This is a genomic window from Leclercia adecarboxylata, from assembly GCF_035787115.1.
In the GTDB taxonomy this organism is placed as follows: domain Bacteria; phylum Pseudomonadota; class Gammaproteobacteria; order Enterobacterales; family Enterobacteriaceae; genus Enterobacter; species Enterobacter adecarboxylatus_E.
The window spans coordinates 463,087-488,252 of record NZ_JALKTL010000002.1 but is presented as its reverse complement, the minus strand read 5'-3'; the positions used below and the strand labels follow the sequence as shown (position 1 = coordinate 488,252).

23 protein-coding genes are annotated in these 25,166 nt (G+C 56.5%); 11 read left to right on the top strand and 12 right to left on the bottom strand.

Features of this window, described 5'->3' with window-relative positions; genetic code table 11:
- Nucleotide 1: 1 nt before the first annotated feature.
- Nucleotides 2–901, bottom strand: coding sequence for a glycyl-radical enzyme activating protein (locus MXM41_RS09765; protein ID WP_325931595.1), 900 nt, complete (start codon nt 899–901; stop codon nt 2–4).
- A 127-nt stretch (nt 902–1,028) separates the two neighbouring features.
- Here MXM41_RS09765 and fsa point away from each other — a divergent pair, with 127 nt between their 5' ends.
- Nucleotides 1,029–1,691, top strand: coding sequence for a fructose-6-phosphate aldolase (gene fsa / locus MXM41_RS09760; RefSeq protein WP_325931594.1), 663 nt, complete (start codon nt 1,029–1,031; stop codon nt 1,689–1,691).
- 81 nt (nt 1,692–1,772) lie between these two features.
- On the opposite strand, the gene moeB is transcribed toward fsa, so the two are convergent.
- Nucleotides 1,773–2,528, bottom strand: coding sequence for a molybdopterin-synthase adenylyltransferase MoeB (gene moeB, locus MXM41_RS09755; protein WP_325931593.1), 756 nt, complete (start codon nt 2,526–2,528; stop codon nt 1,773–1,775).
- 2 nt (nt 2,529–2,530) lie between these two features.
- Nucleotides 2,531–3,763, bottom strand: coding sequence for a molybdopterin molybdotransferase MoeA (moeA, locus tag MXM41_RS09750; RefSeq protein WP_325931592.1), 1,233 nt, complete (start codon nt 3,761–3,763; stop codon nt 2,531–2,533).
- Between the two features lie 189 nt (nt 3,764–3,952).
- Here moeA and iaaA point away from each other — a divergent pair, with 189 nt between their 5' ends.
- Genes iaaA through gsiD form a run of 5 tightly spaced genes read left to right on the top strand, consistent with a single transcriptional unit; the run spans nt 3,953 to nt 10,225 of the window.
- On the top strand, nt 3,953–4,891 hold the full coding sequence (gene iaaA, locus MXM41_RS09745) for a beta-aspartyl-peptidase (protein ID WP_325931591.1): 939 nt from the start codon (nt 3,953–3,955) through the stop codon (nt 4,889–4,891).
- Nucleotides 4,892–4,901: 10 nt separating this feature from the next.
- Nucleotides 4,902–6,773 carry a glutathione ABC transporter ATP-binding protein GsiA gene (gene gsiA / locus MXM41_RS09740; RefSeq protein ID WP_325931915.1) on the top strand — a complete coding sequence of 624 codons (1,872 nt, stop codon included), beginning with the start codon at nt 4,902–4,904 and terminating at the stop codon, nt 6,771–6,773.
- A 32-nt stretch (nt 6,774–6,805) separates the two neighbouring features.
- Nucleotides 6,806–8,344, top strand: coding sequence for a glutathione ABC transporter substrate-binding protein GsiB (gene gsiB / locus MXM41_RS09735; protein ID WP_325931590.1), 1,539 nt, complete (start codon nt 6,806–6,808; stop codon nt 8,342–8,344).
- A 47-nt stretch (nt 8,345–8,391) separates the two neighbouring features.
- Complete coding sequence (gsiC, locus tag MXM41_RS09730) at nt 8,392–9,312, top strand: glutathione ABC transporter permease GsiC (protein WP_325931589.1); 921 nt, start codon at nt 8,392–8,394, stop codon at nt 9,310–9,312.
- 1 nt (nt 9,313) lies between these two features.
- Complete coding sequence (gene gsiD, locus MXM41_RS09725; RefSeq protein ID WP_325931588.1) at nt 9,314–10,225, top strand: glutathione ABC transporter permease GsiD; 912 nt, start codon at nt 9,314–9,316, stop codon at nt 10,223–10,225.
- A gap of 97 nt (nt 10,226–10,322) precedes the next feature.
- On the opposite strand, the gene MXM41_RS09720 is transcribed toward gsiD, so the two are convergent.
- The 3 genes from MXM41_RS09720 to MXM41_RS09710 form a co-directional block, all read right to left on the bottom strand.
- Complete coding sequence (locus MXM41_RS09720; RefSeq protein WP_325931587.1) at nt 10,323–11,063, bottom strand: nitroreductase family protein; 741 nt, start codon at nt 11,061–11,063, stop codon at nt 10,323–10,325.
- A gap of 109 nt (nt 11,064–11,172) precedes the next feature.
- A complete protein-coding gene (locus MXM41_RS09715; protein ID WP_325931586.1) occupies nt 11,173–11,850 on the bottom strand; it encodes a type 1 glutamine amidotransferase domain-containing protein in 678 nt (225 codons plus the stop codon).
- A gap of 83 nt (nt 11,851–11,933) precedes the next feature.
- Nucleotides 11,934–14,363 carry a membrane-bound PQQ-dependent dehydrogenase, glucose/quinate/shikimate family gene (locus MXM41_RS09710; protein ID WP_325931585.1) on the bottom strand — a complete coding sequence of 810 codons (2,430 nt, stop codon included), beginning with the start codon at nt 14,361–14,363 and terminating at the stop codon, nt 11,934–11,936.
- A 191-nt stretch (nt 14,364–14,554) separates the two neighbouring features.
- Between MXM41_RS09710 and MXM41_RS09705 the strand changes: the two genes are divergently transcribed.
- Nucleotides 14,555–14,992, top strand: coding sequence for a GNAT family N-acetyltransferase (locus MXM41_RS09705; protein ID WP_325931584.1), 438 nt, complete (start codon nt 14,555–14,557; stop codon nt 14,990–14,992).
- A 33-nt stretch (nt 14,993–15,025) separates the two neighbouring features.
- On the opposite strand, the gene MXM41_RS09700 is transcribed toward MXM41_RS09705, so the two are convergent.
- Nucleotides 15,026–15,955: an NAD(P)-dependent oxidoreductase gene (locus MXM41_RS09700; protein WP_325931583.1), complete on the bottom strand. Its 930-nt coding sequence runs from the start codon at nt 15,953–15,955 to the stop codon at nt 15,026–15,028.
- Complete coding sequence (locus MXM41_RS09695) at nt 15,955–16,647, bottom strand: RraA family protein (protein WP_325931582.1); 693 nt, start codon at nt 16,645–16,647, stop codon at nt 15,955–15,957. The genes MXM41_RS09700 and MXM41_RS09695 overlap by 1 nt, the downstream gene beginning before the upstream one ends.
- Nucleotides 16,648–16,816: 169 nt before the next feature.
- Between MXM41_RS09695 and MXM41_RS09690 the strand changes: the two genes are divergently transcribed.
- A complete protein-coding gene (locus MXM41_RS09690) occupies nt 16,817–17,545 on the top strand; it encodes an IclR family transcriptional regulator (RefSeq protein WP_325931914.1) in 729 nt (242 codons plus the stop codon).
- 35 nt (nt 17,546–17,580) lie between these two features.
- On the opposite strand, the gene MXM41_RS09685 is transcribed toward MXM41_RS09690, so the two are convergent.
- The 3 genes from MXM41_RS09685 to MXM41_RS09675 form a co-directional block, all read right to left on the bottom strand.
- Nucleotides 17,581–18,915 carry an MFS transporter gene (locus MXM41_RS09685; protein ID WP_325931581.1) on the bottom strand — a complete coding sequence of 445 codons (1,335 nt, stop codon included), beginning with the start codon at nt 18,913–18,915 and terminating at the stop codon, nt 17,581–17,583.
- Nucleotides 18,916–19,302: 387 nt separating this feature from the next.
- A complete protein-coding gene (rimO, locus tag MXM41_RS09680) occupies nt 19,303–20,610 on the bottom strand; it encodes a 30S ribosomal protein S12 methylthiotransferase RimO (RefSeq protein ID WP_418936775.1) in 1,308 nt (435 codons plus the stop codon).
- A 769-nt stretch (nt 20,611–21,379) separates the two neighbouring features.
- Complete coding sequence (locus MXM41_RS09675; protein ID WP_325931579.1) at nt 21,380–21,745, bottom strand: hypothetical protein; 366 nt, start codon at nt 21,743–21,745, stop codon at nt 21,380–21,382.
- A gap of 527 nt (nt 21,746–22,272) precedes the next feature.
- Here MXM41_RS09675 and MXM41_RS09670 point away from each other — a divergent pair.
- The gene (locus tag MXM41_RS09670) at nt 22,273–22,599 is read left to right on the top strand and encodes a hypothetical protein (RefSeq protein ID WP_325931578.1); all 327 of its coding nucleotides are present in this window, start codon (nt 22,273–22,275) and stop codon (nt 22,597–22,599) included.
- 824 nt (nt 22,600–23,423) lie between these two features.
- Nucleotides 23,424–23,597: a glycine cleavage system protein T gene (locus MXM41_RS09665; RefSeq protein WP_325931577.1), complete on the top strand. Its 174-nt coding sequence runs from the start codon at nt 23,424–23,426 to the stop codon at nt 23,595–23,597.
- A 22-nt stretch (nt 23,598–23,619) separates the two neighbouring features.
- On the opposite strand, the gene MXM41_RS09660 is transcribed toward MXM41_RS09665, so the two are convergent.
- Nucleotides 23,620–24,531, bottom strand: coding sequence for a LysR family transcriptional regulator (locus tag MXM41_RS09660; protein WP_325931913.1), 912 nt, complete (start codon nt 24,529–24,531; stop codon nt 23,620–23,622).
- Nucleotides 24,532–24,782: 251 nt separating this feature from the next.
- On the opposite strand from MXM41_RS09660, the gene bssR reads away from it, so the two are divergent.
- Nucleotides 24,783–25,166, top strand: a complete 384-nt coding sequence (gene bssR, locus MXM41_RS09655) for a biofilm formation regulator BssR (protein ID WP_325931576.1) — start codon at nt 24,783–24,785, stop codon at nt 25,164–25,166.

Below are 25,166 nucleotides of genomic sequence, written 5' to 3'. Positions count from 1 at the left end.
ATTATCCTCGTAAGGTCGCGGTTAACCCTTTCTGGGCGGCGTACTGCCGGGCAAAGTCCAGTAATGCAGGATTATCGAGCGGTTTATCAGGGGCAGAGTAGGGTTGGCCGAGCAGGGTGTATTTGTTCATGCCCAGCGTGTGGTACGGCAGAAAATGGATGTCGCGGACGTTCAGCTCGTCGGCGGCAAAATTGGTAATGGCGGTAATCGACGCTTCATCGGCGTTAAAGCCCTGGATCAGCGGTACGCGAATAGTGAGCTGTTTTCCGGCCGCGGCCAGGCGCCTGAGGTTGTCCAGCACCCGTTTCGCCGAGCCGTCGGTCCACTGCTTAAACACCGCGCCATCGACGTGTTTCAGGTCGGCCAGAAACAGATCGATGTACGGTAATGACGGTTCGATATAGTGCCATGGCACATGCAGGCAGGTTTCCACCGCGGTGTGGATCCCCTGTTCATGGCTGGCCTGAAACAGCTGGCGCGCCAGGTCCGGATTCATAAAAGGTTCACCGCCGGAGAGGGTGACGCCGCCGCCGCTGCGATCGTAGAAAGGCTTATCCCGCAGGACGGTGCTCATGATCTCCTCAACCTGCTTCTCTTCGCCGCAGACGGTGAGGGCCTGGGTCGGGCAGCAGTCGGTAAGGAGATCGAGGTGGCTGTCGTCCAGCTTTTCGCGGTGGATCACCAGGCCATTCAGCGTGCGGTCGATGACCGCAGGCGCCACCTGCTGGCAGAGGTTACACCCCTCCAGGCACAGGCGAGCGTCGAACAGCAGATCCCGCGAGCGCTCGCGGCTCTCCGGGTTCTGACACCAGCGGCAGCCCAGAGAGCAGCCTTTCATAAAGACTACGGTACGGATACCGGGGCCGTCGTGTGTCGAATAACGCTGAATGTTGAAGATCATAATGTCGCCTCTTGTTGCGTATGAAGATTAAATTACTTTCGAATGAAAGTTATCTTGACGCAAATCAAGCTCGCGGCAGGTTTTGCCGTGGTAGGGTTACGGCATAGTTATTTTTGAGGATCCCATCATGGAACTGTATCTCGACACATCCGACGTAGTAGCGGTAAAAAAACTGGCCCGCGTGTTTCCTCTGGCAGGCGTTACCACTAACCCAAGCATCGTTGCCGCGGGTAAAACGCCGCTGGACGTTTTGCTTCCCCAGCTGCAGGAGGCGATGGGCGGCCAGGGCCGTCTGTTTGCCCAGGTGATGGCCACCACTGCGGAAGGGATGGTGGAAGATGCCCTTAAGCTGCGCAATATTGTGGCGGATCTGGTGGTTAAAGTACCGGTAACGGCAGAAGGGCTGGCGGCCATTAAAATGCTGAAAGCGCAGGGTGTGCCGACGCTCGGAACGGCGGTGTACAGTGCGGCGCAGGGGCTGATGGCGGCGCTGGCGGGTGCGGAGTATGTTGCGCCCTATGTGAACCGCGTGGATGCGCAGGGCGGTGACGGGATCCAGACGGTGGCGGAATTACAGCAGCTGCTGACGCTCCACGCGCCGCAGGCAAAAGTGCTGGCGGCGAGCTTCAAAACCCCGCGTCAGGCGCTGGACTGCCTGCTGGCAGGCTGTGAGTCCATCACCCTGCCGCTGGACGTGGCGCAGCAGTTAATTACCTCTCCGGCGGTGGATGCGGCGGTTGCGAAATTCGAGCAGGACTGGCAGAGCGCCTTTGGACGGACGTCGATCTGACGCCGGTGCACCGAACAGTTCCCTCTCCCAAAGGGAGAGGGAGCAAACACTAAAAACGGCAACCCGGTTGCCGTTTTGCTTTTACCTCCCCCCGCACACCTCACACCCCGGATTACGCATCAGCTTCATCTCGCGGAACTGGCAGGTCATCGCGTCATACATCACGATTTTCCCCGCCGCTGGCGTGCCGTAGCGGGCCAGCACTTTGATGGCCTCCATCGCCTGCAGGGAGCCGATCACCCCCACCAGCGGCGCCATCACGCCCGCTTCCACACAGGTCAGGGCGTTTTCGCCAAACAGACGGCTCAGGCAGCGGTAGCAGGGTTCGCCCTCCTCATACGTAAAGACGCTCACCTGGCCTTCCATGCGGATGGCCGCCCCGGAGACCAGCGGCGTTTTGTGGGCAAAACAGCCGGCGTTGAGCTGGTTGCGAATAGTGACGTTGTCGGTGCAGTCGAGCACCAGATCGTGCCCGGCAATCTGAGCATACAGCGCGGTTTCATCAAGAAGGGCGTCGAGCAGCGTAAACTGCACGTTGGGGTTGATGCGCGACAGCGACGCCCGCGCCGATGCCACTTTTGGCTCGCCGAGGGTCGCATCGCTGTGCAGGGTCTGGCGTTGCAGGTTGGAGAGCGAGACGGTGTCGAAATCGAGCAGCGTCATGCGCCCGACACCGGCAGCCGCCAGATACTGCGCCGCGGCGCAGCCTAATCCACCGAGGCCGACCACCAGCACGTTAGCCGCTTTCAGGGCCTCCTGACCGTCGAAATCAAAGCCGCGCAGCACAATCTGGCGATTGTAGCGCAGCATTTCATTGTCGCTCAGCTCCACCGTCATGATTAGCCTCCAAACAGGGCGTTAAAGGGCTCAACCTCCACCCATTCACCCGCTTCCACGTTACCACGCTCGCGCTCCAGCACGATAAAACAGTTGCCCTGGCTGAAGGAGCTGAAAATATGCGACCCCTGATGTCCGGTGGTGCGCACCTCCAGCTCGCCGTCGGCGTTACGTGCCAGAATGCCGCGCTGGAAGTCGAGACGACCCGGTGATTTTTTCAGCCGGGTGGCGGCGCGCACGCGCTGGCGGACAGGCAGGCTGTGCGCCCGGTTGCCGGAGAGCTTCGCCAGCAGCGGCTGCACCAGCTGATAGAAGGTAAGTGCCGCAGAGACCGGGTTGCCCGGTAGCCCGCAGAACCAGCTATTGGGCAGCTTGCCGAAGGCGAAGGGTTTGCCCGGCTTAATGGCCAGCTTCCAGAAGCCGATCTCGCCCAGCTCATCGAGGATGGTTTTGGTGTAGTCCGCTTCGCCCACCGAGACGCCGCCGGAGCTCAGCACCACATCGGCCACCCGATCCGCTTCAATGAAGACGGCGCGCAGCTTTTGCGGATCGTCAGGGATAATGCCGAGATTGATCACCTCGTAGCCCAGCTGCGTCAGCATCAGGTGTACCGCCAGCCGGTTAGTGTCGTAGATCTGCCCCTCGGCCAGCGGCTGGCCCGGCAGCTGAAGCTCATCGCCGGTGGAGAAGAGCGCCACGCGCACCTGGCGCACCACGGCGATCTCCGCAATGCCCAGCGAGGCCAGCACCGGCAGTTCAGCAACGGTCAGCTTTGTTCCCGCCGGGAAGACGGTGGCGCCCAGAGCAATGTCTTCTCCGCTGCGGCGGATATTCTGCCCCGGCTTAACGCTGGCGGTAAAACGCACGCCGTCGTCGCTCTGCTCAGTCTCTTCCTGCATCACCACCGCGTCGCAGCCTGGCGGCACCGGCGCGCCGGTCATAATACGGATGCAGCTTGCCGCAGGCCATTCTCCCTGGAAAGGCTGGCCGGCAAAGGCTTTGCCCGCCACCGGCAGCGCGGTGCCTGCCGCCATATCCGCCAGACGCACGGCATAGCCATCCATCGCTGAGTTATCAAAACCCGGCACGTTCAGGGGCGAGATGATGTCGGCGGCGGTCACGCGGCCAAAACAGCGCAGCAGCGGCAGGGTTTCCTGCTCTGACAGCGGTGAAATACGATCGAGCATCTGCGCGAGTGCCGTCTCAAGCGGCATCAGTCCGGCGGTAAAATCCATGGGTCACTCCAGGGAGAGAATAACGAAGGCGGCCATTATGGCAGAAAAGTGCCGTTAACTGTATGACACCATGGGCTTACCCTTTACATCATCGTGGCGTCTTTCTATATTCAAAAATTATATGAAGCACCGGCAACGATAATGATATTTATAGAAAAAGCGGCAATTCTGCGCGTAAAGGTGAAGTAAATGGGGAATGCAGTCATCGCCATCCACGGCGGCGCCGGGGCCATTACCCGGGCGCAGCTCACGCAGGAACAGGAGCAGCGCTACGTTGAAGCGCTCTCAATGATAGTGGAAACCGGCCAGCGCATGCTGGAAGCGGGCGAGAGCGCGCTGGATGTGGTTACCGAGGCGGTACGCCTGCTGGAGGAGTGCCCGCTGTTCAACGCCGGGATAGGGTCGGTGTTTACCCGCGATGAAACCCACGAGCTGGATGCCTGCGTGATGGACGGTAATACCCTGAAAGCGGGTGCCGTGGCCGGGGTCAGCCATCTGCGCAACCCGGTGCTGGCTGCCCGTCTGGTGATGGAGCAGAGCCCGCATGTGCTGCTGGTGGGCGAGGGGGCCGAGAAATTTGCCTTTGCCCACGGCATGGAAGCGGTGTCGCCGGAGATTTTTTCCACACCGGAACGTTATCAGCAGCTGCTGGCGGCGCGCGGCGCGGGGGAAATCCGGCTCGACCATACCGCCCCGCTGGATGAGTCCAGCAAAACGGGCACCGTTGGCGCCGTGGCGCTGGATAAAGCGGGCAATCTGGCGGCCGCCACTTCCACTGGCGGGATGACCAATAAACTGCCCGGTCGGGTGGGCGACAGCCCGCTGCCCGGCGCGGGCTGCTATGCCAATAACGCCAGCGTGGCGGTCTCCTGTACCGGTTCCGGGGAGGTGTTTATCCGCACCCTTGCCGCCTATGACATTGCCGCGCTGATGGATTACGGCGGTTTAAGCCTGGCGGAAGCCTGCGAGCGGGTGGTGATGGAGAAGCTCCCGGCGCTCGAAGGCAGCGGTGGGCTGATTGCCGTCGATCGCGAGGGTAACGTAGCACTCCCCTTCAACAGCGAAGGGATGTACCGCGCCTGGGGCTATGCAGGTGATACGCCGAGCACCGGAATTTACCGTGAATAAGGAGAAAGGGATGCCGCACAGCGATGAACTGGACAGCCAGCAGGTGCTGGCGGTGCACAACCTGAACGTTGCCTTCTCCAGCGAGCGGCAGCCGATCGCGGCCGTTAAACAGCTCTCTTTTTCGCTGAAACGCGGCGAGACGCTGGCGATTGTCGGCGAGTCCGGGTCCGGTAAATCGGTCACCGCCCTGTCGTTAATGCGTCTGATTGAGCAATCCGGCGGTCAGGTGGCATGCGACAGCCTGTTGCTGCGCCGTCGCAGCGGCCAGGTGAGCGATCTCACCACCCTGACCCCGGCTCAGATGCGCGGCGTGCGTGGCGCCGACATCGCCATGATTTTTCAGGAGCCAATGACCTCCCTTAACCCGGTGTTCCCGGTGGGGGAGCAGATTGCCGAGTCGATTCGCCTCCATCAGGGGCTTAACCGCGATGCTGCGCTGGCCGAAGCCAGGCGCATGCTGGAGCAGGTGCGGATCCCCGAGGCTGAGACCATTCTGTCGCGCTACCCGCATCAGCTGTCCGGCGGCATGCGCCAGCGGGTAATGATCGCCATGGCGCTCTCCTGCCGCCCGGCGGTGCTGATTGCCGATGAACCGACCACCGCGCTGGACGTCACCATTCAGGCGCAGATCCTGCAACTCATTAAGGTGTTGCAGGAAGAGATGGAGATGGGGGTGATCTTTATTACCCATGACATGGGCGTGGTGGCGGATATTGCAGACCGGGTACTGGTGATGTATCAGGGCGAGGCGGTGGAAACCGGCACCGTGGAGCAGATTTTCCACGCCCCTGAGCACCCTTACACGAAGGCGCTGCTGGCCGCGGTGCCGCGTCTGGGGGCGATGAACGGCAGCGATCTGCCGCGGCGTTTTCCGCTAATCTCTCTCTCCGAACCCGGCTATCAGGAGGCCGAAACCGAGCAGAATACCGTAGTGCCCGGCGAGCCCATTTTAAAAGTGCGTGACCTGGTGACCCGCTTTCCGCTGCGCGGAGGCCTGTTTAACCGCGTCAGGCGTGAAGTGCATGCGGTGGAAAACGTCAGCTTTGATCTCTGGCCTGGCGAAACGCTGTCGCTGGTGGGGGAGTCCGGCAGCGGTAAATCCACCACCGGGCGGGCGCTGCTGCGGCTGGTGGACGCCCAGGAGGGCACCATCACCTTCAACGGTGAGCGCATCGACACTCTGCCTGCCGGAAAACTGCAGCCACTGCGGCGGGACATTCAGTTTATCTTCCAGGATCCCTATGCCTCCCTCGACCCCCGGCAGACGGTGGGCTATTCGATTATGGAGCCGCTGCGGGTGCATAACCTGCTGGAGGGGGAAGCCGCCCAGCGGCGGGTGGCATGGCTGCTGGAGCGCGTTGGACTCAAACCGGAACACGCCTGGCGCTATCCTCATGAATTTTCCGGCGGCCAGCGGCAGCGGATCTGTATTGCCCGCGCGCTGGCGCTGAACCCGAAGGTGGTGATTGCCGATGAGTCGGTCTCGGCGCTGGACGTCTCCATCCGGGCGCAAATCATTAACCTGCTGCTCGATTTACAGCGGGAGATGGGCATCGCGTTTCTGTTTATTTCGCACGACATGGCGGTGGTGGAGCGCATCAGCCACCGGGTGGCGGTGATGTATCTCGGGCAGATTGTCGAGATTGGTCCGCGCCGGGCGGTATTTGAAAACCCGCAGCATCCTTACACCCGCAAGCTGATGGCGGCGGTACCGGTCGCCGATCCGGCCCATCGACAGGCCCGACGGGTGCTGTTGCAGGACGAGCAGCCGGGCAACATTCGCCAGTGGGGAGAACCCACCGAGCGGGTGGTATTACGCGAGGTGAGTCCCGGCCATTTTGTCGCCCCGCCGCCGCAGGATAATGCTTTTTCGCGTTTATGACTTAAGACAGCAGAGAACAACAGGAGAAGAAAATGACAAAATTTGTTGCTCGCCGATGGCTGTTAGCCGCGAGCGTAACGGCCGCCCTGGCGGCCACGCCGGCCTTCGCGGCAAAAGACGTGGTGGTGGCGGTGGCCTCCAACTTCACCACCCTCGATCCCTATGATGCCAACGACACGCTCTCTCAGCAGGTGGCAAAGTCGTTTTATCAGGGGCTGTTTGGCCTGGATAAAGAGATGCAGGTGAAAAACGTGCTGGCCGAGAGCTATACCGTCTCGGACGACGGGCTGGTCTACACCATCAAGCTGCGCAGCGGCGTGAAGTTCCAGGATGGCACCGACTTTAACGCCGAAGCGGTGAAGGTCAATCTCGACCGCGCCAGCAACCCGGAAAACAGCCTCAAGCGCTACAACCTGTATAAAAATATCGCCAGCACTGAGGCCGTCGATCCCACCACCGTAAAAATCACCCTCAAAGCGCCGTTCTCGGCCTTTATCAACATTCTGGCCCACCCGGCCACGGCGATGATCTCCCCGGCGGCGCTGAAAAAGTACGGCAAAGAGATTGGTTTCCATCCGGTGGGCACCGGGCCCTATGAGCTGGAGACCTGGAACCAGACCGACTTTGTGAAGGTGAAGAAGTTTGCCGGTTACTGGCAGCAGGGGCTGCCGAAGCTGGACTCCATCACCTGGCGTCCGGTGGTGGATAACAACACCCGCGCGGCGATGCTGCAGACCGGCGAAGCGCAGTTTGCTTTCCCGATCCCTTACGAACAGGCAGCGCGGCTCGGCAAAAACAGCAAGCTGGAGCTGGTGGCCAGCCCGTCGATTATGCAGCGCTACATCAGCATGAACGTGACGCAAAAGCCGTTCGATAACCCGAAAGTGCGCGAGGCGATCAACTACGCCATCAACCGCGAGGCGCTGGTGAAGGTGGCCTTTGCGGGCTACGCCACCCCGGCCACCGGCGTCGTGCCGCCCTCCATCGCTTACTCCCAGCAGTTTCATCCCTGGGAGTACAATCCGACAAAAGCCCGCGCGCTGCTGAAAGAGGCGGGCTTCCCGAACGGCTTCAGCACCACCCTGTGGTCATCGCATAATCACAGTACCGCCCAGAAGGTGCTGCAGTTTACCCAGCAGCAGCTGGCGCAGGTAGGTATTAAGGTGCAGGTGACGGCGATGGATGCCGGGCAGCGTGCCGCCGAAGTGGAAGGCAAAGGGCAGAAAGAGAGCGGCGTAAGGATGTTCTACACCGGCTGGTCGGCCTCCACCGGCGAAGCGGACTGGGCGCTGTCGCCGCTGTTTGCCTCGCAAAACTGGCCGCCCACCCTGTTCAATACCGCGTTTTACAGTAATCCGCAGGTGGATAAAGATCTGACGGAAGCGCTGAAAACCACCCAGCCGGAAGAGAAAGCGAAGCTGTACAGGGACGCCCAGGATACCATCTGGAAGGAGTCGCCGTGGGTGCCGCTGGTGGTAGAGAAACTGGTCTCGGCGCACAACAAGGCGCTGACCGGGTTTTACATCATGCCGGATACCGGCTTTAGCTTTGACGACGCGGATCTGAAATAGAGCACTCATTCCCGCAGGTATATGCCTGCGGGATGAGAGGAATGTGCATGCTGAATTATGTGATTAAACGCCTGCTGGGTCTGATCCCGACGCTGCTGATTGTGGCGGTGCTGGTCTTTTTATTTGTGCATATGCTGCCGGGCGATCCGGCACGGCTGATTGCCGGCCCGGAAGCGGATGCCACGGTCATTGAGCTGGTGCGTAAGCAGCTGGGGCTGGATCAGCCGCTTTACCGCCAGTTCTGGCACTATATTACCAACGTCCTGCAGGGCGATTTTGGCACTTCGATGGTCTCCCGTCGGCCCGTTTCGGCGGAGATTGCCAGCCGCTTTATGCCCACGTTCTGGCTGACGCTCGCCAGCATGGCCTGGGCGGTGCTGTTTGGCCTGATGGCGGGGATTGTGGCGGCCGTCTGGCGTAACCGCTGGCCGGACCGGCTGGGGATGGCGCTGGCGGTGACCGGGATCTCCTTCCCGGCCTTTGCCCTGGGGATGCTGCTGATGCAGATCTTCTCCGTGGAGCTGGGCTGGCTACCCACCGTGGGGGCCGACAGCTGGCGGCACTACATCCTGCCTTCGCTGACGCTGGGGGCGGCGGTGGCGGCGGTGATGGCGCGCTTCACCCGCGCCTCGTTCGTGGATGTGCTGAACGAAGACTATATGCGCACCGCCCGGGCGAAAGGGGTCAGCGAGAAGTGGGTGATCCTCAAGCATGGCCTGCGCAACGCGATGATCCCGGTAGTGACCATGATGGGGCTGCAGTTCGGCTTTCTGCTCGGCGGCTCCATCGTGGTGGAAAAGGTCTTCAACTGGCCGGGGCTCGGGCGCCTGCTGGTCGATTCCGTCGAGATGCGCGACTACCCGGTGATCCAGGCGGAAGTCCTGCTCTTTTCGCTGGAGTTTATTCTTATCAACTTAGTGGTGGATGTCCTGTATGCCGCCATTAATCCGGCTATCAGGTACAAGTAAGATGCGACTGTTAAACTGGCGCCGGCAGGCCATGTTAAAGGCGATGCCGGGACTCAAACCGGATCAGATCCGCACCCCGTGGCATGAATTCTGGCGACGCTTTCGCAAGCAGCCGGTGGCGATTGCCGCCGGGCTGTTTGTGCTGCTGCTGATCCTGGTGGCGATACTGGCCCCCTGGATCGTACCCTTCGACGCCGAGAACTACTTCGATTACGACCGTCTGAACGAGGGACCGTCGATGATGCACTGGTTCGGCGTGGACTCTTTGGGGCGTGATATCTTCAGCCGGGTACTGATGGGGGCGCAGATCTCGCTGGCGGCGGGCGTGTTTGCGGTGCTGATTGGCGCCGCCATCGGCACGGTGCTGGGGCTGCTGGCGGGCTACTACGAGGGCTGGTGGGACCGCATCATCATGCGCATCTGCGACGTGCTCTTTGCCTTCCCCGGCATTCTGCTGGCCATTGCGGTGGTGGCGGTGATGGGCAACGGCATGGCCAACGTGATCATCGCCGTGGCGATCTTCTCTATTCCGGCCTTCGCCCGCCTGGTGCGCGGCAATACCCTGGTGCTGAAGCAGCAGACCTTTATCGAGTCTGCGCGCAGCATCGGGGCCAGCGACGCCACAATCCTGTTTAATCACATCCTGCCGGGCACCGTCTCCTCGATAGTGGTCTATTTCACCATGCGTATCGGGGTGTCGATTATCTCCGCCGCCAGCCTGTCGTTCCTCGGTTTAGGTGCCCAGCCGCCGACGCCGGAGTGGGGCGCAATGCTCAACGAGGCGCGGGCCGATATGGTGATCGCCCCGCACGTGGCCCTGTTCCCGAGCATGGCGATTTTCCTTACCGTGCTGGCGTTTAATTTGCTGGGCGATGGGTTGCGCGACGCGCTGGATCCGAGAATTAAGGGGTGATCTGGCGCGCATTTTTGCCGGGTGGCGGCTTCGCCTTACCCGGCCTGCTCCACTCTTAGACCCGTGCAAGCGAAGCGCCGACGGACAATTACAGTCGCTACTTGTCGACCCCGAAGCCTTGCTTAAGCAGGGCTGGCAGCACGTCCGGGAAGTAAATGTGCTTGTAATAACCGCTCACGCTTTCGCTCCAGGTTTCACCGTCGGTGCGGTTGATGGTCTGCCAGTGATCGGTCATCTGCTGATTGTAGCGGGTGATTTTCGCTTCCAGCCCCTCGGTGACATAGGCTTCGTCGTGACGGAAGGTCTCAAGCGGCAGACGCGGTTTGTGATGGGAAGGAACATCAACATGGCCAATCACCACGCCCGCTACCGGGAAGGTGTGCTCCGGCAGCTCAAGCAGCTCAATCAGCTCCTGCGGCTTCAGGCGGATACCGCCAATTGGCACAATCCCCAGCCCTTCTGAGCGGGCCGCTGCCATCACCGAACCCAGGGCAATACCCACGTCGGTTGCGCCCGCCACCAGGCTCTCGATGCTCTGGTGCGCCACCTGCTCGTTACCTGCCAGCTTCATGCCGACCTGCGTTTTATACATATCCAGCACAAAGGTAATAAACACCGGGGCTTTGGCAATCCACGGCTGGCCGCCGGCAATCTGCGAGATTTTTGCCCGCTTTTCAGCATCGCGGGTGACAATCGCCGACACCTGCTGGGAATGGACGGAAGTGGGAGCGCGGTACGCCGTGCTGATAATGCGTTCGAGCGTGGCGTCATCAATGGCTTGATCGGTAAAGCTGCGCTCGCTTTTATGGTCGTTAAACAGGTCAATAATGGTGTTCATAAGTTCTCCCGTGTGAAGCGCAAAAGCTTAACAGTATGAAACTGTTTTGCATTTAACACTCTTTGCGGTGCATGCAGGAGAAAAGCCCGGCCAGCGGCCGGGCGGGGGATTAACGCAGGGCAGCGACCAGCGCTTTTGCCGCCTCTCCGGAGCTGGCCGGGTTCTGCCCGGTAATCAGCTTGCCGTCTTCGACAATCCAGGAACCCCAGTTCGGGCCTTTCTGGTAATGCGCCCCAAGGGCGCTCAACTCATCTTCAACCAGGAAAGGCACCACGTTGGTCAGCTCGACGTCGGCTTCTTCGCCGTTGGTAAAGCCCGTTACCTTGCGACCTTTAACCAGTGGCTCGCCGGATTCGGTTTTCACGTGGCGCAGCACCCCCGGGGCGTGGCAGACAAAGCCCGTGGGTTTACCCGCGCGGGTGAAGGCTTCAATCAGGGCGATGGAGGTCTGCGACTCCGCCAGATCCCATAGCGGGCCGTGGCCGCCCGGATAGAATACCGTGTCAAAATCGTCCTGACGCACGCTGTCGAGCTTCAGGGTGTTGGCGAGCGCCTGCTGTGCCGCCGGATCGGCTTTGAAGCGCCCGGTCATGTCGGTCTGGAAGTCGGGCTGATCGCTTTTGGGATCTACAGGAGGCTGACCGCCTGCGGGGGATGCCAGCACCACCTCGGCGCCCGCATCTTTGAAGACGTAGTACGGGGCGGCAAACTCCTCCAGCCAGAAGCCGGTTTTCTTGCCGGTATTGCCCAGTTCACTGTGAGAGGTGAGAACCATTAATACTTTCATTGCTATCTCCGGTGATGTGGATAGCTATAAAGGTAGCCTGGTTCGGCTAAGCCATCCCCGGAGGGATGGCTGTTTCGGAATGATTACGGCAGCTTATACGCAATCACGTAGTCACCGCGATCCGGCGAGTTACGCGCACCCCCGGCGGTGATCAGCAGATACTGCTTCCCGTCCACCGGCGATTTATAGCTGATTGGCGTACTCTGGCTGCCCACCGGCAGGCGGGCTTTCCACGCCTCTTTACCGGTTGAAGTATCGAAGGCGCGCAGATAGTAATCCTGGGTTGAGGCGATAAACACCAGCCCGCCCTGGGTAACCATCGTGCCGCCGATGGTTGGCATGCCGATTGGGATGGGCAGACCCATCTTCACGCCAAACGGACCGGTATCCTTCACCGTGCCCACCGGCACCTGCCAGGCAATTTTCTGGGTTTTCAGATCGACTGCGGTCAGCGTGCCAAACGGCGGCTTCTGGCAAGGGATCTCTACCGGCGACATGAAGCGCACTTTGGCGTTAATGGCGTACGGCGTACCGGCCAGCGGCACCGGACGGCTGATGGCGGCGGCCTCGTTACCGTCGTTTTTAGCGTCCTGAATTTCAGGCGAGGCCGGGATGAGCTGCACTTCCAGACCCACGCGCATGTCGTTAATAAACAGGTACTGATTCACCGGGTCAATCGACAGACCGCCCCAGTTCATGCCGCCTAACGAGCCCGGCAGGTTCAGGGACGGGTCATCCCCCGGCGGGGTAAACAGGCCGTTGTAACGCTTCGATTTAAACTCGATGCGGCAGATCAGCTGGTCAAACGGCGTCGCGCCCCACATGTCGGACTCTTTTAGCACGTCTGCGCCAATGGTTGGCATGCCCACCGAGAAGGGCTGGGTCGGGGAGTAGATCTCTTTCGGGATCTGACCCTGGGTCACCTTGCGCTCTTCGACGTTGGTTAGCGGCTTGCCGGTGGCGCGATCCAGCACAAACAGCTGGCCGGATTTGGTGCCGAAGATCAGCGCCGGGGTGGTTTTGCCGTTGCCGGTCGGGAAGTCAGAGAAGGTCGGCTGCATCGGGACGTCAAAGTCCCACAGATCGTTATGAACGGTCTGGTACACCCATTTCACCTTGCCGGTGCTGGCGTCCACCGCCACCATCGCGGCACCAAACTGACGATCCAGGTCGTTATGCTTCACGCCCCACAGGTCCACCGCTGCGCTGCCGGTTGGCATAAACACGGTATTGGACTGGGGATCGTAAGACATCGGCGCCCACACGTTAGGGGTGGAGCGGGTGTAGTTTTCACTGGCAGGAGGCGCTTGCTGCGCGTCCGGTTTGCCCGGATCGAAGGCCCAGCGCAGCTGGCCGGTAATAACGTCGAAGCCACGTACCACGCCGCCTGGCATATCCGTCGCCACGTTATCTGCCACGCGACCGCCGACCACAATCGTTGTACCGGCGAGCGTCGGGGCGGAGGTAGGGTAGTAGAGGCCGGTATCCGCCCCTTTACCCATCTGCGCACTCAGGCTGACGCGCCCGTGGTTGCCAAAATCCTCGCAGAAGGCACCGGTATCCGCATCCAGAGCAATCAGCTCCGGGGTCACGCTGTTCATGATGATACGGCGCTTGCACTGGGCATCCGCAGGCAGCGATACGGTCGCCACCGGAGAAGAACCCGGCAGAGTCGGCTGCTGCAGCGGTGCCCCGGCATCAAAGTAAGCCAGGCCGCGACAGCGCATCCATTTTTTCTGCTTTGCGTTGATCTCCGTTTTCCACAGCTCTTTGCCGGTGGTCGCATCAACGGCAATGACGTTGTTATGCGGCGTACAGAGGAAAAGCCTGTTGCCGATCTGCAGCGGGGTCTGCTGGTCTTCCGCGCCGCCGCCGTTTGGGCTGACGGGGATATCGCCGGTGCGATAGGTCCAGGCCACCTGCAGGTTTTTAACGTTATTGCGGGTGATCTGGTCCAGCGCCACAAAGCGCGATGCGCCTGGTGTGTTGCCGTAGTTGGCCCAGTTCTTCTGTTCTTCGCCAGGTTTTACCGGAGTGAGGGGAAGCGGTTCGCCCGAGGCCGTCACCGGATCGTGCGGGACAAACATGCCCCCGACGGTGGCGGCAAAGGCAAGCGTCAGCACCGCCGCAATTGCGCCTGCGCCTTTCCAGCACGGGAACTTACCGGCGCGACGGAGCAGCAACGGCAGGGAGATCGCCACCAGAATCGCGATGCCCGCGAGGGTGAGCAGACGCGAGACCAGCGGCCAGAAATCGAAGCCCACATCCCACAGGGCCCAGATAGCGGTGCCCGCTAACACCACAAAATAGAGGATCGCGCCACTCAGGCGCTGGCGCAGGATCTGGATGCCGGAGACTACCAGCGCGCATCCGGCAATGAGAAAGTACGGACTGCCGTCAACGCTGACCAGCTTCCCGCCGTAGTAAGCGAAGAATATGCCCATCGCCAGAATTAAGACACCCAGAAGCCCCAGCAGCACGGCTGCGGCTCTGGACAATTTTTGAACGGACATAGATTTTCCCTGTTAATGACAAAGGTGTTTGATTGAAGTAAATCAAAAGTGACGATTTATAATCGAAAGCGCGCGAGTGTACAACAAGAAGGTAACAATTGATTTACCAGAAATAGCTTTATTATCCTGTCCGGGAAGGGGGACAATCCTGGCTATCCTCCGGAAATGATTGGCACATCAAGGAATAAACGATGGTTAAGGTACGTGAAGCGAAAGCGGAAGATTACGCTGCATGGTTAACACTGTGGCAAGGCTATCTGGATTTTTACGGCACCAGGCTGGAGGAGACGGTGACGCTGGCGACCTGGCGGCGGGTATTATCGGCAGATTCCGGTCTGTTTTGCCGACTTGCCGAAACCGAACAGGGCGTGGTGGGCTTTGCCATCTGCGTGCTGCATGAAGGAACCTGGGTAACCACGCCGCTGTGCTATCTGGAAGATCTGTTTGTGGATGACGCGGCGCGCGGCAAGGGTGCGGGCAGGGCGCTGATTGAGGCCATTATTAATGAGGCCCGGGAGAAGGGCTGGTCAAAAGTTTATTGGGTCACCCGGGAGGGCAATCCGGCCCGGGCGTTATACGACAAGCTGGCGGTGGTGGATGATTATGTTCGCTACCGGATTACGATGTAATAATCATCCAGGTTTAGGCTCGATAGCGAAAATTTAACGGCTTGTGTTTAAAACCTGCAAAATATTCCCGGCCGCGACGGTCCCCATTTTGATATACGAAGCTTCACTCACGCCGCCAATATGAGGAGAAATAATCACATCTTCTCTCCCTTGCCAGATATGGGGTGACGCCAGCGGCTCGACCGTAAAGCTGTCCAGCGCGGCGCTTCGCAGGATCCCCTCGTCAAGGGCGTGAATCAGGGCGCTATCATCAATCAAACCGCCCCGCGCGGTATTAACCAGAATAGCGCCTCGCTTACAGCGGGCGAGCGTTTCCGGGTTAATCATACCGCGATTGTCCGCGGTTAAAGGGCAGTGCAGGGAGATAACGTCCGCCCTGGACAGCAGGTCATTCAGCGTCTCTGCGCGCTCGCAGGAAGACGGCAAGGATTTAGCAAAGGGATCGTAGGCCAGCACGCGCATACCGAACGCACTACCCACCGTAGCGACCCGGGATCCAATCGCCCCCAGGCCAATCAGGCCCAGGGTCAGACCTTCCAGCTCCAGAGATTTATGTGTGGATTTATCCCAGTGCCCGTCACGCAGACGCTTATCGAGGGAGACAACAGACTTGGCGCAGGCGAGGATCATGGCCCAGGTGTGTTCCGCCACTGCGGCGGCGTTGGCACCGGGCGCAGAACAGACGGCGATATTCCGCTCAGCCGCTGCCGCTTGATCGATGACGTCAATGCCGCTGCCATGCTTGGAGATGACCATCAACCCCGGTGCTGCGTCCATAATACTGGCCGTGATCTTGCCGTAACGCACCAGTATTGCCGCAGGGTTGTGCTGCTCGCAAAGCGCTATCAGCTGCGCTTCCGTAGGCTGGCGACCGGCATAGACCACATCATAGTCGCGCAGCATCGCGACGGCCTGCTCAGCCAGATCGCTTCCGGTTACCAGAATCACGCTTTTACCCCCCATTACAGCGTCTCCCCGTCGGTTAACATTCCTGCTTTGCGCAGGGCGTCATTCAGCCAGCGTGGGCGCAGATCGCCTTTGCGGATGGCCTCAAGGCGCCGGGTTTCGGTCTCCAGTTTCTCTTTGGCCTGGGCGATAACCTGCTGCACTTCATCGCGTGGAATAACCACTACCCCGTCGATATCTGCCACCACCAGATCCCCAGGGCGCACGGTCGCACCGGCAACGGATATGGCATGGTTCACCCGGCCCGGGATCGATTTGGTGGGGCCGCACGGGTTAAGGCCTGCGGAAAACACGGGGTAGTTTCCCTTACTCAGGGTGTCGGCATCACGCACGGCACCGTCAATGATGATCCCGGCAATACCGCTGGCCTGGGCCTGGGTCGCCATGATTTCACCCAGCAAGGCGCAGCTGATATCGCCCTTGCCATCCACCACTAGCACATCACCGGGTTGGGCAACCGCCATCGCAGCATGAATCGCCAGATTGTCACCGGGGCGTACTTCCACGGTAATGGCCGGGCCAGCAACGGCCATCTGCGGTGCAAGGGGTTTGATACGGCCGTGCAACGTTCCACGGCGCCCGGCAACGTCTGCAAGGATGGCGGCCTGATACTCTGCGGCCTGGCGGACCTCTTCTTCGGACACACGATCGAACTCGCGATTGATCATTGGTTTCTCTGTAGCGGACATGAATGCCTCCATATTGTTTTACTGTGTACAACGCAGGTGTACAATACGAAACAACTATAGCGGGGTTAATTCGCTTTTAGCCAGAGCTACATTGGCGTTTGTGATGTAAACACGAAGTGACTCACAAAATTTGCGGTACACTCTTTGCCGACCAGAACAGGAGAAAATGATGGGTAATGAAGGCGTTGTGGCGGTTGAAAAGGCACTGGCTCTACTGGATTGCTTCCGTCCCGGAGACGAAAGCCTGACGCTGACCGCGCTGGCACAGTTGTCGGGATATCATAAAACCACCGTTTACCGGTTGATGAACTCTCTGGAGCGCATGAATTACGTCGTCAGACATGATGATGGCAACTATGCCCTGGGTCCGCGTCTGCTTTATCTGGGTAAGCTTTACGAGCAGTCGTTCCACCTCTCTCGCATAGTGCAGCCTGAGTTACAGGCCTTGTCCCTGGCGTCAGAGGAGAGCGCAAGCTGGTATGTGCTGGAAGGCGGGCAGCGTCTTTGTCTGTTTCGTGCCGAAGCCTCTCACGGGCTGCGCCACAGCAATCTGCCGGGCTCCCAGTTCCCGCTGGATAACTCCGCCATCAGCAAGGTGCTCCGCCACTGGGGGCTGAATGAAGCCTTGCCGGAAGGTGAGCCACCGGTGCCGCTCTACACCTCAGGGGCACGCGATCCCCACACTTCCGCCTTTGCGATGCCGGTGTTTGGCGTGCATGACAAACTTATTGCTGTCCTGGCCCTGACCGGGCCGTCGTCAAGGCTGACCGAAGATCGTCGCGATCGAGGAGTAAGCCAGCTGATGAAAGCCACCGCCAGCCGTCTTTCACTGAAGATGGGAGCCAGCAAGCCATTTTGCATTGAGTTCTACGGCGAAACAGAAGAGCTGGAGAGCTGATGCCTGCATGCGGGCCGCAGTCCCGCGTGGTCATCTTAATGGGTCAGCTGGTTTTCCTGGCTTACGTGACGACGAGCCTGACGTCCCATCATCAGTACCGCAATACCCCCCGCAATACACAGACCTGCCAGTGGAAGCATCGCCAGCGTATGGCTGCCGGTGCGTTCATTGATGATGCCGTAAGCGTTCACCATCACCACACCGCCAATCAGGTTAGCAATGGCCCCGATGGCGGCAAGCCCCGCGGCTGCCGAAGTGCTGTTCATCCAGCCCGACGCCAGAGCCCAGAATGGACCTTTCATCGAGTAAGCCCCAATCAGCATCACGCTGAGGATTGCAATAGTTACCGGCAGAGAGATGCTCACAAACGCCGCGAACACGCCTGCTGCAATCAGGAACAGGGTCAGGGCGGTATGCCAGCGACGCTCGTTGCTGCGGTCCGAACTGCGTCCCCACACGATCATCAGCACCGAGGCCAGGCCGTACGGGATGGCGTTGAGCAGACCGGTGGTCAAGTTATCGAGGTGGAACGACTTCAGAAGCTGCGGTGACCAGACGCTAATGGTGGTACCCGCCGAGGACGCGCCGGTATAGATCAGCGCCATCAACCAGATGTGACGGTGTTTCAGCAGTTGCCAGGTCGTCTGGTGGCCGATATTTTTTGACTGCTGACGTTCACTTTCCAGGGTAGATTCCAGCCACTCTTTTTGTTCACTGTTCAGCCAGCTGGCCTGATGCGGACGGTCGCGGAGAATAAACCAGGCCACAATGCCCAGCAGTACGGCCGGTAAGCCTTCAATGATGAACAGCAGATGCCAGCCGCGCAGACCCATCCAGCCATCCAGCGTCAGGATCAGGCCGGAAAGGGGAGAACCGATAAAGTTGGCCAGCGGGATCGCCACCATAAACGAGGCGATGATCCGTGCCCGGTAGCGGGACGGGATCCACCAGGTGAGATACAGCACCACGCCCGGGAAAAATCCTGCCTCTGCTGCGCCGAGCAGAAAACGCACGATATAGAGTGACGTGGTGCTCTCAACCAGCGACATGCACATCGACACCACGCCCCAGCTGATCATAATGCGCGGGATCCACAGACGCGCGCCGACCTTCTGCATTGCCAGGTTGCTCGGTACTTCAAACAGGAAATAGGCAACAAAGTAAAGGCTGCTGGCGAAGCCAAACGCGGCTTTGCTGAGGCCGAGATCTTCGTTCATCTGTAGCGAGGCCATGCCAATGTTTCCACGATCGATAATCGAGACCAGGTAGCTGACGATCAGAAACGGGAGGATGCGCCAGATAACCTTGCGCATGGTCTCTCTTTCTATAGCTTCAGTGGCCGTAACGGGGTTACGAGTGTGCTCTGTCATTATTTCCTCGCAGGGTTTCATTATGTTTATCAGGAAATTCTAAGCAAAGTAAGCGGCCCTTCTTGTTTACCGACTTACCTGCCGGACTGCCGCTTCTCTTTTGTTGTACTGTGTACAACATGGTTTTATCAAACAAAACCACTATAGCGGTGACGCGTTCTTTTTATCCAGTTAATGGAAGGTTTAAATGATGTAAATAAGAGGTGACTCACAGATGAGGTGTGGCAGGTATGTAACGAAACGAGAAGATAAGAGGAGGAAGGAGATGAGTCAGATATGCGCTGAAAAGCGTGTCAGTTCAGGGGGTAAGCCAATAAAAAAGGGGACATATGTCCCCTTAGTCGGCCTGATAAGCGCAGCGCCATCAGGCGCTATGCACAGGGCTGATTAAACTCGCGTACCCCACAGGTCATACTCGTCAGCGTTCTCGACCTTCACGCGCACGATATCACCCGGTTTCACCTTCGTTTCACCGTTCAGGTAGACCGCGCCGTCGATTTCCGGGGCATCGGCCATGCTGCGGCCAATCGCGCCTTCTTCATCCACTTCGTCGATGATGACCAGAATTTCGCGGCCCACTTTCTCCTGCAGACGTTCAGCAGAGATCTGCTGTTGCAGCTGCATGAAGCGGTTCCAGCGCTCTTCTTTCACCTCTTCTGGTACCTGATCGGCCAGCTCGTTGGCGGTGGCGCCTTCTACCGGGCTGTACTTAAAGCAGCCGACGCGATCCAGACGCGCTTCTTTCAGGAAGTCGAGCAGCATCTGGAAATCTTCTTCGGTTTCACCCGGGAAGCCAACAATAAAGGTGGAGCGCAGGGTCAGATCCGGGCAGATTTCACGCCACTGCTTAATGCGCGCCAGCTGGCGGTCAACGGAGCCAGGGCGTTTCATCAGCTTCAGAATACGCGGGCTGGCGTGCTGCAGCGGGATATCCAGGTAGGGCAGGATTTTGCCTTCCGCCATCAGCGGGATCACGTCATCCACGTGCGGGTACGGGTAGACATAGTGAAGACGGGTCCAGATGCCCAGCTTAGCGAGCTGTTCGCACAGGCCGACCATGCTGGTTTTCACCGGCTCACCGTTGTGGAAGCCGGAGCGGTGCTTCACGTCCACGCCATAGGCGGAGGTGTCCTGAGAGATCACCAGCAGCTCTTTTACGCCAGCATCCGCCAGACGTTTGGCTTCGGCCAGCACTTCGCCAATCGGACGGCTGACCAGATCGCCACGCATGGACGGGATAATGCAGAAGGTGCAGCGATGGTTGCAGCCTTCAGAAATTTTTAAGTACGCGTAGTGACGCGGGGTCAGCTTCACGCCCTGTTCCGGCACCAGGCTCAGGAACGGGTTGTGCTTTGGTTTTGGTACATAGTGATGCACATGTTCCAGCACCTGCTCGTAGCTGTGCGGACCGGTGATTTCCAGCACCTTTGGATGCACTTCGCGGATTTGATCGACTTTGGCGCCCAGACAACCGGTGACAATCACCTTGCCGTTTTCGGTAAGGGCTTCACCGATGGCTTCCAGAGACTCCTGTACGGCGCTATCGATAAAGCCGCAGGTGTTAACGATCACCATATCGGCGTTGTCGTAGCTTGGCACCACGTCATAGCCTTCGGTGCGAAGTTCGGTCAGGATACGTTCGGAATCCACCAGGTTTTTCGGGCAGCCCAATGATATAAATCCAATCTTTGCCATAATTTTATACAGTACATTGCTCAAGAAAGGCGGGGATTATACACATGACTAAATTGTATTCATATATCCGATGGTCGTCAGAGAGACAGGCGAACTCAAACACTCTGGAATGCCAGATGTCCAGTACACATGAGGTTGCATGTGAGAAGGCGAGAAGGGTTTAGAACTCGTAGAGATCATCGATCCCGGTGTTTCGACTTATCGCGGTAAGAAACCGAGTGAAGGTAAATTAGCTGATTTCATCTCAGTAGTTATGGATAGCGTTATTGTAGCGATAGATAAACGCGTATATATCTTGCGGAGTGTTAACGAAACCCAATGGCAATGTTGGATTCAATAATGCTCTTTAGCCGAAGCCCTGAAGAGAGTAAAACGAAGGGGGATCGCACTAAATTTATTTTCTGACATTAGTTCAATAGTCAGTAACACAGGACACTTTTCATGAGGTGCGGAATAAAATAAGGATCGTTATCAACTTAATCATTGAAACAGTGATTGTAAACAAAATTAATTCCCATTCCTGCAGGATTTTTGCCCGTAAAAAATATAAAATAAGGAACGCCGATGTTCAAAGAAGTAGAAAATAAAAAGTAATTTACCTCAAACAGAGAATTGTTGGACTTAATGCGTAAGAGTCATTTTGTAAGGTAGCTGTTAGCAATAGAACGGTACAATACTAAAACTTACTTGATACGATGCTATTCCATACCAGTACTGAACCGTTTGGGATTTGCTGCTATGGTTCAGTACTTGTAGGGAACTGAGTACTTTAATACAAGACATTACAACCCGAAGCATCACATTCTTTTCGGTATAGATTACCATTGGCATCTACACCCGAAACCACATATTCACCGTTACCCTTATTATGTTTTGTTTCACGCCACCGGGCACCATTCGCTGCCGTGCCCTTGGTGATGACATCATCCCCCCATACTCTTGTTCGTTCTTCCCATTGAGCCCCGCTTTTTATGTTATGCCCCTTGAGTTCTGTAATATCTCCGTTTCTGGAAATAGTTATTATGTTGCCATTATCGTATTTGCATGTGCTGTGCCAGTAATTACCTGTGCATTCCGCATAGGCAGCGGAAAATGCAAAGGTAGATAACAAAAGCGTTAACTTTAACCGATTCATTTCTATTCCATCATTTTTAGAAGTGCAAAATCATTAGCAATCTTTGTATGTATGCATGGACAACTAAATGAAATGATCCATTTGTGCAGCAAAATGTGAAGATACATAGTACTGCACCGTACAGATATTCCTAACCTCCTAATAATGGGGGGATGCATTAAAAAAATGCTTCTTCGTGATGATAAACTGTGATCCTCATCAAGTACTGAATCAGTATGAGGTGCCAGGGACGGTTCAGTACTATCAAATTGCTGTGGCAGTGCTGTATAAGTATGGCCATTATCACCAGCGCATTTTAAGTCCTGTTAACGGATTTTCCAGTTTTCATTAAGATGCTCCGCGGTTAAAAGTTTCAGCATTAGTTCGTCTGAAGAGTTGTTATATCTGGCACGGCCAGTACTGTCTGTGTTCATTTTGGAAAACAACTTATTACCCGTCCTGATATAACTGTTTATATATACAGTATTGCAGGGAAGGATAAGAAGATCCAGACTACCCGAAGTTAAAACAATAAGACCGGGAATTATATGAGGATTGTACAAAATATCGCAGACGACACACTCGCCTTTGAAGCATTGTCTGATGATGAAAGCATCAAATTAACACACAATGCATTAGAACTAATTTCAAATTTTGAGAAAGGATCGGAAACAACAGCAACAGAATTGGGTAGAGCATGTTGTCTTTTACTGACTGTCATACAAGATTTTATGAATGTTCAGTACTGGCAAACAGTAGAGGAATTATATTCTGGTGTTAACCATGAATTTTACAGAGAAGAAATTACGGCAGTTCGAAATTACTATTTAGAATGCATCCTGGAACAGCCTCTACCACTTCATAAACAACGCTAGAAATATTACCTCCCGGACGCGTTTAATTCAGTTAAGACGCATATAGAGAACTGCAGAAAAAATTAAAAGTATTCCCGGAAGGGGCAAGCCTGCGTATTTTAGGTAGCGAGTTCTTTTTTACGTATGTGATTTTTTATCATTCACGTACCACATAATTACAATACTGCCACCTTCCAGCCTAATGAAATGAAGCCTTGTTATCAGGACGTCATGACTATTTAGGGTACAACTGCGTATGCAGCAGCCTTTGATTGCTCAAAAGCAAATGGATATATTGACCTGACTGAGCAAGACGATGCCGCTGACGTGCGCAAAACCAAAGGTAAGCCGGAAGCAAACCGCTGGTTGGCCAGGTGGGGATTACATGTTTGTATATCTGATCGTATACAACTATTTCATGTCAGCTTTAGTACCAGCAGCGTTCGGCATAGGGTTGCTGTCTGTAAGACTTGATGGCGTGGTTAAGATGTTCGTACTGATATTGAGAGAGGTATATCGGGGCAGCATTTGCTGATGCAGGACGTAGTTAAGTACCTGTTAATTTAAAATATTTTTTTTGGTTCGGATTTTTATCATTCGGGCAGCCCAGTGAGACGAAGCCGATTTTCGGCTGGTGGGTAACATTGCTCATAGATTAAAAAGTAGTCAGTTATGGAGTTATCAGGGCAGGGATTGTACAGGGTTCTTGAGGGGATTTATACAGATCCCTGTGCTGCGCAGGGAACGGCTAAGATTTTCTTATCCCGGCTTTAAGGGGGCCTTATTGGCCAGGTTAAACAGATAATTTATCTTTCACCCCGTCGATTACTTAAATGAGGTACGTTATGAAAGATATTTATCTGCAATCTAAAATAGAAATGGCAAAAACCCTGCACACCTACGGTGTCGAATTATCCTGTATTTCCGTTGCCACAGGCCTGACCCCGTCAAAACTTGTCACTGATTTGAACATTGCCGATGACAGCGAATTCGCTAAGCACATCGTTAAACAGTATTAACGCCGGCTTACTATTCTCAAAGTCAGGTCGGTTTATTCATTAAAAAATCGTCCAGCAGAGAATAAAGAAGTTTATTCATTTCCTTTCTGAAAGAAGAGTAAATACTGAATTGCGGTAGCGTGAAGGGCGTGTCCAGTTTTTTCAGGTTGTACATCCCGGCATAGGTCGAAAAAACTTTTTCCGGGATAATGCCCAGACAGTCAGATTGCGAAACAATCAGCAGAATGGACGCGAAAGAGGTGGTCAGCAGGCAGCGCTCACTGGAGCGAAATTTTTTATCAACGATACTGCGATGATAAATAATCTTTTCGTTTTTGGTGTTATAGCCGACCAGATTGGCTTCCCTGAACCTCTCTTCCGTTACTGTATCCCCAAACAGAGGATTATCTTTTGCAGCAATCAACACCAGCGTCATATCACACATCTTCTGGCAAGAAATATTACTGCTCTCAACAGAAAAGGTGGAAAACACCACATCCGCCTGCCGCATATTCAACAGTTCGGTAATTTTGGCTTCGTTAAGTTCGGCGGTGCGGTGCAGCAGGCTGATATCAGAATTCATGTTAACGATTTTTTGCGTCAGCTCCGGGATCACCAGCGGTGAGACGAAGGATTCGGTATACAGCGTCAGCCTTCTCTTTTTAATGCGGGATGAGAGCGGCAGCAGGGTGGAGAGCTTATCGATAATCGGCAGGATATTATCGTACAGCTCATCTGCATAGACCGTGGGCAGCAGCATGTTGCCGCTGCGGACAAACAGGTTATCGCCCATCTGCTCGCGCAGTTTTCTCAGCGACTGGCTGACAGCGGAGGGGGAAATGTCCAGCATATCGGCCACCTTTGAGATACTGCCGACGCTGTAAATTAAGCAAAAGAGGGTCAGCAGATTCAGGTCGATCCGGGTTAACGAGACGATCTTTTCTGACACCGGCATCCTTTGCATACGCCCTCTGTATCAACAGCATGACCCTGTGAAAAATAGCCGACTCCGTCAGGTGCGCAGTGAGGGATAAGTATGATTTTAGCGCTGGTGGAGCCCTGTGCCGCTTCGGGGCTGCCCGTCCGGGCCGATTTAACATTGTAAATTATGTTAGTTCGTCGCGAATTATTGACCTGACGCATTAAATTGCGCAAAAAATAGACATAATCTGAGAGTGTTCTAAGGCTGACAAGGGAGGAAAAAGCATGTCCGTTGACAGACTAAAACGCGATCTTCTTAACAAGATGATCAACGCCCGGATCGATCTCGCGGCCTATCTGCAGTTGAGGAAAGCGAAGGGGTACATGTCAGTCAGCGAAAGCGACCATCTGCGTGATAACTTCTTTGAACTTTGTACTTACATGCGTGAAAAAGCGCCGGAACTGAGAGCCTGGTGCAGCGCCGGGGAGCAGGCTATGCTTTATCGCGCCGCCGGTTCGCTCACCACCGCAGGCGTCTGCATGATGACCGGCAACCATGATTGCCCGACATTTATCGCCGTTAACGCAGAGAAGCTGGAAAACTGTCTGAACGATTTAACTCTCTGCATCCAGTATCTGAAATCGCATGCACCGCTGATTCAGAGCTGA

Excerpts from the sequence above, each read along its gene's own strand:
- MXM41_RS09765 (WP_325931595.1), bottom strand. The coding sequence starts at position 901 with ATGATCTTCAACATTCAGCGTTATTCGACACACGACGGCCCCGGTATC.
- fsa (WP_325931594.1), top strand. The coding sequence starts at position 1,029 with ATGGAACTGTATCTCGACACATCCGACGTAGTAGCGGTAAAAAAACTG.
- moeB (WP_325931593.1), bottom strand. The coding sequence starts at position 2,528 with ATGACGGTGGAGCTGAGCGACAATGAAATGCTGCGCTACAATCGCCAG.
- moeA (WP_325931592.1), bottom strand. The coding sequence starts at position 3,763 with ATGGATTTTACCGCCGGACTGATGCCGCTTGAGACGGCACTCGCGCAG.
- iaaA (WP_325931591.1), top strand. The coding sequence starts at position 3,953 with ATGGGGAATGCAGTCATCGCCATCCACGGCGGCGCCGGGGCCATTACC.
- gsiA (WP_325931915.1), top strand. The coding sequence starts at position 4,902 with ATGCCGCACAGCGATGAACTGGACAGCCAGCAGGTGCTGGCGGTGCAC.
- gsiB (WP_325931590.1), top strand. The coding sequence starts at position 6,806 with ATGACAAAATTTGTTGCTCGCCGATGGCTGTTAGCCGCGAGCGTAACG.
- gsiC (WP_325931589.1), top strand. The coding sequence starts at position 8,392 with ATGCTGAATTATGTGATTAAACGCCTGCTGGGTCTGATCCCGACGCTG.
- gsiD (WP_325931588.1), top strand. The coding sequence starts at position 9,314 with ATGCGACTGTTAAACTGGCGCCGGCAGGCCATGTTAAAGGCGATGCCG.
- MXM41_RS09720 (WP_325931587.1), bottom strand. The coding sequence starts at position 11,063 with ATGAACACCATTATTGACCTGTTTAACGACCATAAAAGCGAGCGCAGC.
- MXM41_RS09715 (WP_325931586.1), bottom strand. The coding sequence starts at position 11,850 with ATGAAAGTATTAATGGTTCTCACCTCTCACAGTGAACTGGGCAATACC.
- MXM41_RS09710 (WP_325931585.1), bottom strand. The coding sequence starts at position 14,363 with ATGTCCGTTCAAAAATTGTCCAGAGCCGCAGCCGTGCTGCTGGGGCTT.
- MXM41_RS09705 (WP_325931584.1), top strand. The coding sequence starts at position 14,555 with ATGGTTAAGGTACGTGAAGCGAAAGCGGAAGATTACGCTGCATGGTTA.
- MXM41_RS09700 (WP_325931583.1), bottom strand. The coding sequence starts at position 15,955 with ATGGGGGGTAAAAGCGTGATTCTGGTAACCGGAAGCGATCTGGCTGAG.
- MXM41_RS09695 (WP_325931582.1), bottom strand. The coding sequence starts at position 16,647 with ATGTCCGCTACAGAGAAACCAATGATCAATCGCGAGTTCGATCGTGTG.
- MXM41_RS09690 (WP_325931914.1), top strand. The coding sequence starts at position 16,817 with ATGGGTAATGAAGGCGTTGTGGCGGTTGAAAAGGCACTGGCTCTACTG.
- MXM41_RS09685 (WP_325931581.1), bottom strand. The coding sequence starts at position 18,915 with ATGACAGAGCACACTCGTAACCCCGTTACGGCCACTGAAGCTATAGAA.
- rimO (WP_418936775.1), bottom strand. The coding sequence starts at position 20,610 with ATGGCAAAGATTGGATTTATATCATTGGGCTGCCCGAAAAACCTGGTG.
- MXM41_RS09675 (WP_325931579.1), bottom strand. The coding sequence starts at position 21,745 with ATGAATCGGTTAAAGTTAACGCTTTTGTTATCTACCTTTGCATTTTCC.
- MXM41_RS09670 (WP_325931578.1), top strand. The coding sequence starts at position 22,273 with ATGAGGATTGTACAAAATATCGCAGACGACACACTCGCCTTTGAAGCA.
- MXM41_RS09665 (WP_325931577.1), top strand. The coding sequence starts at position 23,424 with ATGAAAGATATTTATCTGCAATCTAAAATAGAAATGGCAAAAACCCTG.
- MXM41_RS09660 (WP_325931913.1), bottom strand. The coding sequence starts at position 24,531 with ATGCCGGTGTCAGAAAAGATCGTCTCGTTAACCCGGATCGACCTGAAT.
- bssR (WP_325931576.1), top strand. The coding sequence starts at position 24,783 with ATGTCCGTTGACAGACTAAAACGCGATCTTCTTAACAAGATGATCAAC.